At 59.9% G+C, this 12,908-nt stretch carries 11 protein-coding genes; 7 read left to right on the forward strand and 4 right to left on the reverse strand.

Going from position 1 to position 12,908, the window contains the following annotated elements; all coding sequences use genetic code 11:
• Positions 1-179 precede the first annotated feature (179 nt).
• Positions 180-1,346 (forward strand): cystathionine beta-lyase, encoded by a 1,167-nt coding sequence (locus tag ABQX22_RS05235; RefSeq protein WP_349797189.1) that lies wholly within the window; start codon positions 180-182, stop codon positions 1,344-1,346.
• 87 nt (positions 1,347-1,433) lie between these two features.
• On the opposite strand, the gene ABQX22_RS05240 is transcribed toward ABQX22_RS05235, so the two are convergent.
• The 3 genes from ABQX22_RS05240 to ABQX22_RS05250 form a co-directional block, all read right to left on the reverse strand.
• The gene (locus ABQX22_RS05240; protein WP_349797192.1) at positions 1,434-3,221 is read right to left on the reverse strand and encodes an IlvD/Edd family dehydratase; all 1,788 of its coding nucleotides are present in this window, start codon (positions 3,219-3,221) and stop codon (positions 1,434-1,436) included.
• 80 nt (positions 3,222-3,301) lie between these two features.
• Positions 3,302-4,705, reverse strand: coding sequence for an MFS transporter (locus ABQX22_RS05245; RefSeq protein ID WP_349797194.1), 1,404 nt, complete (start codon positions 4,703-4,705; stop codon positions 3,302-3,304).
• 54 nt (positions 4,706-4,759) lie between these two features.
• Positions 4,760-5,833 carry a fumarylacetoacetate hydrolase family protein gene (locus tag ABQX22_RS05250; protein ID WP_349797196.1) on the reverse strand — a complete coding sequence of 358 codons (1,074 nt, stop codon included), beginning with the start codon at positions 5,831-5,833 and terminating at the stop codon, positions 4,760-4,762.
• A 223-nt stretch (positions 5,834-6,056) separates the two neighbouring features.
• Between ABQX22_RS05250 and ABQX22_RS05255 the strand changes: the two genes are divergently transcribed.
• The 3 genes from ABQX22_RS05255 to ABQX22_RS05265 all read left to right on the forward strand — a co-directional run bounded on the left by ABQX22_RS05255 (position 6,057) and on the right by ABQX22_RS05265 (position 9,577).
• Positions 6,057-7,004 (forward strand): LysR family transcriptional regulator, encoded by a 948-nt coding sequence (locus ABQX22_RS05255; protein ID WP_349797198.1) that lies wholly within the window; start codon positions 6,057-6,059, stop codon positions 7,002-7,004.
• 37 nt (positions 7,005-7,041) lie between these two features.
• Entirely contained in the window at positions 7,042-7,950 is a 909-nt protein-coding gene (locus ABQX22_RS05260) for an NAD-dependent epimerase/dehydratase family protein (protein WP_349797200.1), read from the forward strand.
• 226 nt (positions 7,951-8,176) lie between these two features.
• Positions 8,177-9,577, forward strand: a complete 1,401-nt coding sequence (locus tag ABQX22_RS05265) for an MFS transporter (protein WP_349797202.1) — start codon at positions 8,177-8,179, stop codon at positions 9,575-9,577.
• Between the two features lie 202 nt (positions 9,578-9,779).
• Here the strand turns inward: ABQX22_RS05265 and ABQX22_RS05270 are convergent, their stop codons facing one another.
• Positions 9,780-10,079 (reverse strand): hypothetical protein, encoded by a 300-nt coding sequence (locus ABQX22_RS05270; RefSeq protein ID WP_349797204.1) that lies wholly within the window; start codon positions 10,077-10,079, stop codon positions 9,780-9,782.
• Between the two features lie 557 nt (positions 10,080-10,636).
• Here ABQX22_RS05270 and ABQX22_RS26885 point away from each other — a divergent pair.
• The 3 genes from ABQX22_RS26885 (at position 10,637) to ABQX22_RS05280 (ending at position 12,873) form a co-directional block, all read left to right on the forward strand.
• A complete protein-coding gene (locus tag ABQX22_RS26885; RefSeq protein WP_441005245.1) occupies positions 10,637-10,975 on the forward strand; it encodes a hypothetical protein in 339 nt (112 codons plus the stop codon).
• Positions 10,976-11,190: 215 nt separating this feature from the next.
• On the forward strand, positions 11,191-11,937 hold the full coding sequence (locus ABQX22_RS05275; protein ID WP_349797206.1) for a LacI family DNA-binding transcriptional regulator: 747 nt from the start codon (positions 11,191-11,193) through the stop codon (positions 11,935-11,937).
• A 312-nt stretch (positions 11,938-12,249) separates the two neighbouring features.
• Positions 12,250-12,873 carry a carbohydrate porin gene (locus ABQX22_RS05280; protein WP_349797533.1) on the forward strand — a complete coding sequence of 208 codons (624 nt, stop codon included), beginning with the start codon at positions 12,250-12,252 and terminating at the stop codon, positions 12,871-12,873.
• Positions 12,874-12,908 lie beyond the last annotated feature (35 nt).

Here is a 12,908-nt window from a genome sequence, read left to right on the forward strand (position 1 = left end):
TTCAGGATGTATCCCGGCTCAAAAATCCGTAATACGCAGAATCCAATTCACTAATTATGCCGTCGACACTGGGGCAGGGCGCAGGCAACGTCATGTTCCATGGCGCCGTATGGCAGTCCTGATGAACGTCCTTGGGCGCATTGCGTCTGTTGGTCACATCGAGACAGAAGGACGCCCTCATGAATGATCCAGACAACCGGCACTGGCACACCACGTTAGTGCATTCTCAAGTCCAGGTGCCGCCAGGATTTCGCTCACTGGCGCCGGCGTTGCACCGAGGTTCGACCGTGGTGTTTCCGCGCCTGAAGGATGCGGCGGACGATTGGCATCAGGACCGCTATAGCTACGGGCTGTATGGCACACCGACCACTCGCGAGTTGGCATTGCGCGTGGCGGAGCTGGAAAAAGCCCATGGCTGCTTCATCACACCGGGCGGCCAGGCGGCGATTCTGCTGGTTTATCTGTGCCTGTGCCGCGCTGGCTCCCATGTGCTGTTGCCGGAAAGTGCCTACGGACCCAACCGCGAACTGGCCGCAGGTTTGCTCGGCGGTCTGGGGATTGAAGTCGAACCCTATGATCCGTTGATCGGCGCAGGCATTGCCGGGTTGATCAGGCCCAATACGCACCTGATCTGGTGTGAAAGTCCCGGCTCGATCACCATGGAAGTTCAGGATGTGCCCGCGATCACCGCCGCTGCGCATGCCGCGGGCGTACCCGTTGCGCTGGATAACACGTACGCAGCGGGCGTGTACTTTGACGCCTTCACACACGGGGTCGACATCAGCATTCAGGCGCTGACCAAATACATCGGCGGCCACAGCGATTTGCTGCTGGGCTCGGTATCGAGCCAAGACCCCGCCATGCACGAGCGGCTTGGCCAGACCCATCGGGTGCTGGGGCTGGCGGTGTCGCCTGACGATTGTGCGCTGGCGCTGCGTGGCCTGGAGACACTGGGCGTACGGCTTGAACGGTTGCAGGCCACCGCGTTGAAGGTCGCGGCCTGGTGCAAGGCGCGTCCGGACGTGACGCAGGTTCTGCATCCGGCGTTCACTGACTGTCCCGGGCACGAATTTTGGGCGCGAGACTTCACCGGGTCCACCAGCGTGTTTTCCTTCATCCTCGCCGACAGCTTCAACGCCGAACGTGTGGAGCATTTCGTGGAAGCGCTCGACCTGTTCAAGCTCGGCTTCAGCTGGGGCGGCACCACAAGCCTGGTCATGGCTTACCCCAAGCTTGCGCGAATAAAGTCCGACTTCGGTGGGCCGCTGGTGCGTTTGAACGTGGGGCTGGAATCGGCCGACGACCTGATTGCTGATTTGGCGCAGGCCTTCGGCCAAGTGGGGTAGTGTGGCAACAGCCGAACCCGCACTGTCGTTGAGAGGATGCCCCCTCGTCACAGCACAGTGCGGGCCGCAGACGCTGAACAGACCAGATCAGTGCGAATGACGCGGCTCTCCGCCGCTGCGGGCGATGACTTTGAGGTGCAGCGTTGCCGGCTCCAGGCAGCCGCCGGTTGACAACTGGCCAACGAGTTGACGATACAGCTCCTGCCACGGGGTCTGCGATGCCGGATAGCTGGGCGCCCAGGCACGACCTCGCTCAGCCATTTCTTCGTCAGAGACCAGCGCATTGACCGAGCGAGCATTGAGGTCGACCCGCAGGCGGTCATTGGTCTTGAGTAACGCCAGACCACCGCCCACCGCCGCTTCGGGCGACATGTTCAGAATGGACGGGCTGGCCGATGTACCGCTCTGGCGGCCATCCCCCAGGCAGGGCAGCGAGTCGATACCGCTTTTAATCATGGAGGCAGGAGGGGCCATGTTGACGACCTCGGCGCTACCGGGGTAACCGACATTGCCGACCCCACGGATGACGAGGATGCAGCGCTCGTCTATCTCCAGCGCGGGATCATTGATTCTGGCGTGATAATCCTCCGGCCCCTCGAATACGATCGCTCGCGCTTCGAAGCTGTTTTCCGCGCCAGGCTCAGACAGGTAGGTCTTGCGAAAGGCCTCGCCCACCACTGACATCTTCATGATCGCGCTGTCGAAAAAATTGCCGCTCAGTACGATGAAGCCGGCGCGGTGTTTCAACGGCGTCTCGAACGGGTAGATCACATCCTGGTCACTGGCGACGCTGCTGCGCACGATGTCGCCGATGGTCCTGCCCGAAACGGACTGACAGTCTTCATGCAACAGCCCGGCCTTTTGCAGCTCATGCATCACCGCAGGAACGCCACCAGCGCGATGAAAGCTCTCGCCCAGGTATTTGCCGGCCGGCATGCAGTTGACCAACAGCGGCACGTCTTCACCGATGCGCTGCCAGTCATCCAGGCTCAGCTCGACACCCATGTGACGGGCGATGGCGATCAGGTGCGGCGGGCAGTTGCTGGAGGCGCCCAGGGCCGACGCGACCGCAATGGCATTTTCGAACGCCTCGCGGGTCATTATCTGCGACGGCCGCACATCCTGGCGCACCAATTCGCAGATGCGTTTACCCGTGGCGTAAGCCATCTGTCCGCGCTCGCGATACGGCGCAGGAATGCTGGCGCACCCCGGCAACGACATCCCCAGCGCCTCGGCCAGGGCGTTCATCGACAGCGCCGTGCCCATGGTGTTGCAGTGGCCTACCGACGGCGAGGCCGCCGTGGTCATTTCCATAAAACCGTCGTAATTGATGTCACCGGCCGCCATCAGGTTTCGGGCGTGCCAGAGCACGGTTCCCGAGCCGATCAGTTGCCCTTTGTAATGACCGTCCAGCATCGGCCCACCAGATAACACGATGGCCGGCAAGTCCGTCGTCGCTGCGGCCATCAGGCACGCGGGCGTGGTTTTGTCGCAGCCGGTGGTGAGCACAACGCCGTCCAGGGGATAGCCGTGCAGAATTTCCACGAGGCCCAGGTACGCCAGATTGCGGTCAAGGGCCGCCGTCGGACGCCGCGATTGCTCGGCAATGGGGTGCACCGGAAACTCCATAGGGATGCCTCCCGCGTCGCGAATGCCGGCTTTTACCCGTTGCGCCAGCTCGATGTGGTGGCGATTGCAAGGGGTCAGGTCGCTGCCGGTTTGCGCGATACCAATGATCGGTCGACCTGACTGCAATTCCTCCCGAGTGAGGCCGTAGTTCATGTAGCGCTCAACGTACAGGGCCGTCATGTCGGCGTGTTCAGGGTCGTCGAACCACTGCTGGCTGCGTAAGGGGCGTTTCGGTGTCTCGCTCATGTTCCGTTTCTCTCTAATAGGTTGACGCATTGGCGGTCCGTTGAATCGTCGAAGATGGCCGCGATGCGCAAAAAACAGTGTCAGGCCGCTGCGCCCGCCTGCTGCGAACGACGTTCGTCTTCGCTCAATACAGCGCCACTGCCGATGGCATCGGTCAGGTCGGTCAGGCTGCGGCCTCGGGTTTCGGTGGACAACAGCGTGCCAACCATCGTCAGTGCCGCGAGTACAACCGTATAAGCGGCCAACACCCAATAGGCGCCGCCGGCGATGCCCACCAGGAAGATCCCCAGAATCGGCACCAGGCCGCCGGATAACATGGCGCCCACTTCCCGCGATAACGCCACGCCGGAATATCGGTAGCGATTACCGAACAGCTCGGTGAAATGCGCGCATTGCGCCCCGAGCATGCTGTTGGCGCCCACGGCGAAACCGCCCACGGTCGCGATGGCCACCAGTGTCGGGTTGCCGGTGTCGATCATCCACCACGCGGGAAAAGCCCACAGGGCGGTGAAAACAGCACCCGCCCGATACACCATCAGGCGCCCCACCCGATCGGACAGTGCGCCGAATAACGGCGTGGTGATGATGCTGACAAGACTGGCCCACAACACCGCGTTGGTGCCAATGGTGCCGTAATTGGCACCGCTGTCGGCGCTGTGTTTGATGGCGAAGCCGGTGAGAAACGCGATGGAAACCGTGGTGTACAGCGTTGAGCAGCCGGTCTCCGCCAGCCGCATCAGGCTTGCCGCCAACAGAGGCCTTCGGCCACCGCGCAGCACCGAACGCATGGGCGACTGGATGACGTTTTTTGATTCCGCCAATTGCTTGAACACCGGGCTTTCTTTGAGTTTGAGGCGGATCCAGATCGCCAGGACGATTAACACGATGCTGGCCAGAAAAGGCAGACGCCAGCCCCACGCCAGGATCTCGTCCTGCGTCAGCAACGCCTGCATGACCCGGAAAGTGATGGTCGCCAGCGCCAGGCCGCTGAACACGCCGATAAAGGGCAGCGCAGCATAAAAGCCGCGGCGTTTGGGTGGCGCCAGTTCCGCCATCAGGGTGGCGGCGCCTGACTGTTCTGCGCCGGCACCGAACCCTTGCAACAGGCGCAGAATGACCAGCAGGACCGCGCCTGCACTGCCGGTAGGCAGCACACCGATCAGCGTGGTCGCCAGGCCCATCAGGCCGATCGTCAGGAGCAGCACCAGCTTGCGGCCTTTGCGATCACCCAGCGAACCAAAGAACAGACCGCCAAACGGACGCGCCAAAAACCCTGCGCCGTAGGTTGCAAAACTGGCAAGCAGTGCACCGGTGGTACCGAGCGAAGGGAAGAATATCTTGCCGAAAACCAGCGCTGAAGCGAGTCCATACAGCGCGAAATCGTAGTATTCGAGGGCGCTGCCAACCGCGCCCGTGAAGATAGCGCGTCGCAACTGTCGGGTGTCGGGGGTGGATGATTCTGACGCGCTGGCAGGGACGTTCATGGTGGCCTCGCTTTTATTTTTATAGTGGTGTGACGCTGTGACCTACCGAGTCCATCAAGTGGCCAGGAGGCCTCGCGCCGCCAGATTGCGCAACAGCGCACTGACGCCGAACGTCCAGGGGGGAGCGTCGCCGCTGTAGACGACCTGGTTGTGCAGGCCCCCCAGCAGCGCACTGCTGATGCTCACCTGATCGCCCAGCTTGTGTGTAAAGCCGCCACCGGGGTGATCGCGATCTTCAGTGGGCGCAAACAATGTGCCGAGAAATAACACGAAGCCGTCCGGGTATTGGTGGTTGGCGTTGAGTGTCTGGCGGGCGAGATCTGCAGGATCACGGCTTATCTGGTCCATGGAGCTGGATCCGCACATCACGTAGCCATGTTCGCCACGCACCTCAAGGTTCACCACGCAGTGGCGCACATCGTCCAGCGAGAAGGTGTCATCAAACAGACGAAGAAACGGGCCGATTGCACAGGACGCGTTGTTGTCTTTTGCCTTGCCAAGGAGCAGCGCGCTGCGGCCTTCGAAGTCACGCAGATTGACGTCATTGCCCAGGGTCGCACCCTGGATCTGGCCGCGGCTGTTGACGGCCAGAACCACTTCCGGCTCCGGGTTATTCCATTGGGACTCAGGGTGAATACCGATTTCGCAGCCACTGCCCACGGCGGACAGAACGGGCGCCTTGGTGAAAATCTCGGCGTAGGGGCCGATCCCCACCTCAAGGTACTGCGACCACATGCCTTGCTCTATCAATAAAGCCTTGAGCCGCGATGCTTGCTCAGAGCCAGGCTCGATACTGCGCAGGCTGCCGCCGATCGCGTCCTGCACCACCGCACGCACCGCCTGGGCTTTTGCCGCATCGCCGCCGGCTTGTTCCTCGATCACACGCTCGATCATGCTGGTGGCGAAGGTCACCCCCGCGGCTTTGATCACGTGTAGATCCACCGGCGCCAGCAGGTAGGGCTTTGAACGGTCACAGGCGGTGCCGGAGTTTGCCAGGACGTCCTCGATCGTGGCGACGAACTGGCCCTGGGTTTCACGCACGGCGTCAGCAGGTGCGGACAGTTCGAGTAGATCAGTCAGCGTTGCAAAGCGCTCGGACACGTCAAACACGCCTTCGGGGCGAATCACGACGGGCGAGGGGCCTGGTACAGGACCGGGAACCCATGCCCGGCCGACAAGCGTGCCCGCCAGGCCATCAGCCGGCAGGGTGTTCGCGGGAGTAAGTGTTATTGGCATTATTATGAGTACCTGATCGGCGAGACCCTCACGCTAGAGCGCGCTACTGATAAATTCCAATGACAAATACATAACAACTGATAACGTGACGCTATCGGTGTGTTGAGGAGTGTTTATGTCTGCGTTGTCATTCTCCAGCTTCTGTGGCCGGCTGAAATTCAAGCACTTGACCTTGATCGACACGTTGGCGCGCACGGGCAACATGCACCTGACGGCCGAACAAATGAACCTCAGCCAGCCGGCCGTCAGCAAAATGCTCAAGGAGCTGGAGAGTCTGCTGGGCTTTGCAGTGTTCGAACGTCTTCCCCGGAGCATGCCGCCCACGGCATTGGGCGAACACGTGGTGCGTTATGCAAAACTTTCGCTCAGCGATGCGAGCATCTTCGTGGAGCAGATCATCAGCCTGCGCGAGGGCGGGCATGGCCACTTGAGGGTGGGCGGCATTTTCGCCGCGACAGCTGTCTCGCTCCCACGCGCTATCGTTGAAATCAAACAGCATTGGCCACTGCTCTCCATTGAAGTCGTGGAGCAAACCAGCGATCACCTGATGGAAATGCTGGAAGAAAAAAAACTGGATCTGGCCGTCGCCCGCTTCACCGATGAAGTGCAGCAACATCGCTATGACTTCCAGGCGCTGGCACCGGAGCCGTTCAAGATCGTGGTCAACAGTGGGCATCCCTTGTGCGATGCGGGGCCTACACCACTGGAACAGCTAGGCAAATGGCCGTGGATCTTGTACCCGGTCGGCACACCCATCCGCGCCCGTATGGAGCTGGCGTTCGCGAAAGCCGGTATTGCGACCCCTAAGAACACCGTCGACACGATCTCCATGCAGACATTTCTCCAGGTGCTGCAAACCGGCCCGATGATCGCCATGCTGCCCGAGTCCATGGTCCGGTCGCATATCGACAGCGGCCTGCTCAGGCCATTGGACACGCCGTTGTATCTGGCGCCTCAGGATTACGGAATCCTGACACGCAAAGGCGAACCGCTGTCGGGTGCAGCGTTGGAGTTTGCGCAGATTTTGCTGGAACACGCGCGAGCGGACAGGGAAACGGAATAACTCACACCGTTGATACCCAATTGAAGGAGGGATGACGATGTCAACGAAACACTACCCACGTACCGTGCTGATTACCGGCGCTACAGGCAACCTCGGTGCCAAGCTCATAGAGGCGTTGGCGCGGACCGATTGGTGCGAACGAATCGTGGGCCTGGATCGGAAGGTGGGCGGCGCGCACTTTTCCGAGCGGGCGCTGGCGAAACTGGACCTGATTCAGGCCGACCTCACCCAGACCGAGGCGCACTGGTTGCACGCGTTCAAGGCGGTCGATGCGGTGATTCACTTTGCGGCGGCCAACCCGCTGCCGGATTCAAGCTGGGAAGAGGCGTTGGCCTCCGTCGACATGACTGAAAACGTACTCCAGGCGTCGGTATTGTCCGGCGTCAGCCGGTTTGTTTTCGCCTCGTCCAACCATGCGATGGGCGCTTACAAGGACGAACCGCTGGCGTCGCAGATGGGCCCCGGCTTGCTAACAGCAGACCTTGCGCCCGCGCCGGGAACACGTTGGTTCAACGGCACTCATGAGGTTCACTCGCTGGCCTATGGGACATCCAAGGTCCTGAGTGAAAAGATATGCGCCACGGTCGCTCAGGCTTCGGGCGGACGGCTTAGCTGCGTATCGGTCAGGGTAGGGTGGGCATTGACGGGCGCCAACGACCCTGCCCAGATAAGCCATGCCGGCGCACCGACCGACGCAGCCACGCCGTCAGCCCATGACGTCGAAGCGCAACGCAACCTGAAGTGGTTTCGGGACATGTGGCTGTCGAACGCAGACCTCGAAGGTATTTTCTTCGCAGCGTTAACGGCCAGCGAGGTCGATTGGCCAACGCCGTCAGTGGTCGTCAATGGTGTGTCGGCTAACACCGACTCTGTCTGGGATCTTCAAAGCGCCAAGGTGCATCTGGGCTATGTACCGCACGACAACGTATACCGTCACGTGTCATAGGCAGCGCTTTGTTCTTAATGCCAACGGGGCAGGGCGGACGTGGCAAAAGCCGGGCCGGATAATAACTTGCCCAAGTAGTGATAACCCCACATTATTGATAGATCGATAAATGTCATTGAAGTAATCGCATTTCGAATGGTTTAGCGCAGGTTGTATCGCTAACATCGGCAGCGTCCTAATCCTCTATAACAACAATACGGGTACTTCGAGTGCCTGGAGGTTTTCCATGGCAGCTGCATCCAATGGTCCGTCCACGTCCCCAGAATCACTACAAACCTCATTCGAAGACCGCACGTATCGCAAAGTCATTCTGCGCATACTGCCTGTCTTGCTCCTGTGCTACATGGCTGCCTATCTAGACCGCGTCAATATAGGCTTCGCCAAGCTGGACATGCTTAACGATCTGCAATTCAGCAACACCGTGTATGCCCTCAGTGCAAGTATGTTCTTTTGGGGTTACTTCATCTTTGAAGTCCCGAGCAATTTGCTGTTGCATCGTCTAGGCGCGCGGTTCTGGATCGCACGGATCATGTTCAGCTGGGCCATTATTTCCATGGCTGTAGCATTCACCGTCCCGCTGGCGAGTTTCTTTCATGTCGAAAAGGAAACCATGTTCTACGTGTTGCGTTTCCTGCTTGGCATCTGTGAGGCAGGGTTCTTTCCGGGGGTCATTCTGTATCTCAACTACTGGTTCCCGACCCGTCGTCAAAGCCGCGTGATGTCCGGCTTCCTGATGGCCATGCCGATCAGTCTGACGCTGGGTGGTGTGATTTCCGGATGGCTGATGACAAGAATGCAAGGCGTGCAGGGCATGGCGGGTTGGCAATGGCTGCTGATCATCGAAGGCATCCCGTCAGTGGTCATGGCGTTTGTCGTGCTGGCCTTCATGTCGAACAACATCGACGCGGCCAAATGGTTGTCGCCGCAAGAAAAGGCGATGCTCAAGGCCAACCTTGAAACGGACTGCCAAGGCAAGGCGACGAGCTTGCGTCAGGTGTTTCTTAACGGCCGGGTGTGGCTGCTGGTGCTGATCTTGCTGACCTTCAACACCGGTTTCTACGGGTTGGCGTTCTGGATGCCGTCGATCATCAAGAGCGCCGGTGTTTCCAATCCGTTCGACATCGGCCTGCTGACCGCCATCCCGTACGGCATTGCAGTGATCGCCATGACACTGAACGCCCGCCATTCCAACAAGACCGGCGAACGTCGCTTGCACGCGGCGATCCCGGCAATCATCGGTGGCATTGGCCTGATCCTCAGCGCCTATTTCGCCAGCAACGTTGTGTTGTCGATCCTGTTTCTCAGCGTATCGGCTTCGGGCGTGTTGAGCCTGATGCCGATCTACTGGACCTTGCCAGGGACTGTTCTGTCGGGCGTAGCGGCCGCTGCGGGGATTGGCATGATCAACGCCATAGGCAACCTGTCGGGCTTTACGGGCTCGATGATCACAGCCGTGGCCGAAAACCTGACCGGCAATATCAACAACGGCACGTACGTACTGGGCGTATGTTTGTTCGTGAGTGCCGCGCTGATTTTATCGATTCCCAAGGCGATGTTAGGGCGCCACGTGGACCAGACTTTGAAGCAGACCGAGGCGGTCCAGACGGAGCTGCGGCTTACGCCTTAGCGCTGGCACGTAGAAGTGGTCGTCGTCGGTACGCTGGGTGCGAAGACAGCGACAGGCGACGGCTTAAGCGCATTATTCGTTAGCTCAACTAAATGACTCTTTAGTTGAGCTGGGGAACGGGGCAGGAGGAATATGTCAAGGTTCGCATAACGTATATTATGTTAAATAATGTGTCAGGGTCGTGTTGGTCTGGTATCCAATGTCAAGAGCGACCTGAAGGCAGGCGTAGACCGAATGTCAGCGCAGACCGGGATGCGTCTTTGGTGCGTGCCAGGGAATTACGGATGGCATGAATGGCATCGACACCCAGCACCGCTTCCAGCCGCTGCCCCCGTAAATCACCCATTGCGCCGAGCATGTTTGGCGCATTTGCGGATTGGCGCATGACGATGCTGACCGAAGCATCGCAGGCAAGGAGGCAACCGTGCGGCTGAATGCTGCCGGGGATTTGAATAGCCTCACGGTCACAGTTATCAAGGTTGACGCTAGGCTGGGTAGTCATTGGGCTCTGCCGGTTGACGCGTGACCGGCTGCCACAGGACGGCAGAGAGTAGAATTTCAGACGAACGTAGCATTTTTCATGCAGTTTAGCCTTGACACACTACTCTCAGCTTGAGGGCGCGTCACCAGATTACGTTGCTGTCGCATGTAAAGCCTACCGGCTTAGCCACACTTCAATGGATATGTCCCGTTGAGCGCTGGTAACTGACCGGCTGTTTTCGACCCGAAGCGGCCTGTCGATGCGCCAGATACGGATCGGATCGTTCTCTTCGGTTTCCGAACTGTAGGCTGTTCTGACGTGGCGGAGTTTTACCATGCCGCCGGTAGTTTCTCCTGTATGGTGCAGGACTGCATCTGCTGAACGGGACATCAGACTGCGGCCCTCAATCAGCCCATATGCATTCAAGTCCACATGCCGCACCATTGCTGCAACCCGCATACTCTGCACGTCCACCTGGTCTTCACCTTCCCCAGCCTCTTGGTGTGCCCCGGGCGCTTAAAAAGCCTTCTTATTGACCCCGAATGAAACACTACTGCAGTGGCAAAATGACTGGTTACATGCATGGCGCCGGCATTGATACCGCGCTTGAAGCTGCGCTCGCGGGCTGCGCGCAGGAGCCAATCCGAGTTCCGGGCGCACTCCAGCCGCATGGAGTGCTCATGGCGCTTTCCGGTGATCCACTTTGCATCCAGCAGATGAGCGAAAAACTGTATGCGTTAGGGATCGAAAGCGGCGGACTGCCGGGACAGGGCTGTCTGGGCTGTCACCCCACGACCAGGTTCTGCTCATCACTCAGTTTTGCACCCGCCCTCCCGGGGCTGAAAGCGATCCGATGCGACTTACGATTGGGTCTAGATATTTCAGCGCGTCACTTCACATGCGCGACCAGATGCTGATCATCGAGTTGGAACCGTTTGTCGAACCATTGGGAGCGGACCTGTCCGCGAAGAAGCCGGTGTCGTCAGCGCCTCTCCAGCAGCTGCACCACTGCGAGCGCGCGCCGGCCCGTACGTTCTGGCAACGACAAATGCCTCCTGCGTGCGACAGCTTCTGGCTAGAATGTCCCGCCAGCCTCGCTGTAACTTCTCGGCTGGGTACGGAAGGTTTTGACGTGGATAGCGAGAATCGCAGGGCCGGTTTGTTGAAAGTTGCCGATCTGGCAGGGGTAAGCCTGAGTACGGTTGACCGGGTGCTTAATGAACGCGGAAGCGTCTCGGACCACAAGCGTCGCAAGGTCCTCAATGCCGCGCGGGCATTGGGGCTCAAACGCTTGCTGCCGTCGCCGGTGCACGGGCTGTTGCGTTTCGATCTGCTGATGGTGGAAAGCAGCGCCGACCACTTCCGCCGTCTGACCCGAGCCTTCACCCTCCAGGGGCAAATGATGCGCTCGCGCCTGATGCTGCAAACCCAGACCTGGGACGAGCACAACCCGGAACAACTGCTTGATTTCATCGCCCGGCCACGCACGGCCCGCCAAGGGCTGATTGTTGTGGCCCACGACACGCCGACCATCCGCGCGGCCCTGCAGGCGCAGATCAGCCAGGGCGTGCCGGTGGTCCTGTTGACCAGTAGTCTGTCCGGGCTCGATGGCGCAACCTTCATTGGCATTGATAACCGCGTGGCGGGTCGCAGTGCCGGGCGCTTGCTCAGTCAGTGGGTCGGGGCGAATGCAGGGCATGTGCTGCTACTGACAAACTGCCTGCTCTACCACGCCCATCAACAGCGCGTGGGGGAATTTCTCGACGTGCTTTATCAACGCGCAGCCGGCCTGTTGGTCACTGATCGCCGAAGAACTGACCCGCGCCGGACTCAACGTGGTCGCGATCGAACGTGGCCCCTGGGTCGAAACCGCCACTGATTTCCCGCCGTCGGTGGACACCGATGAGTTGCGCTGGGACACCCGCCGCAGTCTGCTTCGCCCCCCTTCCATCGAAACCACCACCTTTCGCAACAACCGTACGCAGACCGCCTTGCCGACCCGCGACTGGAACCTCAACGAATTGGGCTACAACGTTGGCGGCTCGGGCACACACTGGGCCGGGATGGCCTGGCGTTTCCTGCCGTTTGACTTCGAACCCTATAGCTACACCGTCAAGCGCTACGGCAAAAAGCAATTGGTCGACGGCCTGACCAGTTCAACCTGGGCGCTGACATCAACCTGGAAAAACTTCTGGGTTGGAATGACGCCGCGTTCAGCCTGTCGATCACCAACCGAAACGGCGACAACATCAACGACAAGATCAGCGACCCGCGCGCCACCAGCCTGGGCTCTACCCAAGAAATCCAGGGGCGTGGCGCGGTCACCCGGCTCAGTGAGTTATGGGTGAGCAAGAGCTGGTTCGACAATGCGCTGAACATCAAGGCCGGCCGCTTTGCCGTCAGCGATGACTTCGCGGTTGAAGACTGTAACTTCCAGGCGCTGGCATTCTGCGGCTCGCAGCCAGGCAACTACGTGGACAGCATTTACAACGGCCCGATCAGCCAATGGGCCGCACGGGTCAGGTACCGTTTGACCCCTGATGTGTACGCGCAGATCGCCGCGTTCAACATCAACCCTTCGGACCTGGACAACGACAACGGCTTCAGGCTCAACGGCTCGGGCACCAAAGGCACATTGTTTCCGGTCGAACTGGTCTGGGCGCCGAAGGTCAACCAGCTGCCCGGCGAGTATCGTGGGAGCCTCGCTCGGGTCACCTACGACGCACTGGCGGCGCTTGAACTGACGCTCAGTGCCACTGAGATTGCTCAACTTGAAGCGCCGTACGTACCTCACGCGGTGGTGGGCTTCGCCTAGAGCAGCTGTGAAGTATCCTTCGACCGAACCGATGC

Source organism: Xanthomonas sp. WHRI 1810A (assembly GCF_040202885.1).
Taxonomy (GTDB): domain Bacteria; phylum Pseudomonadota; class Gammaproteobacteria; order Pseudomonadales; family Pseudomonadaceae; genus Aquipseudomonas.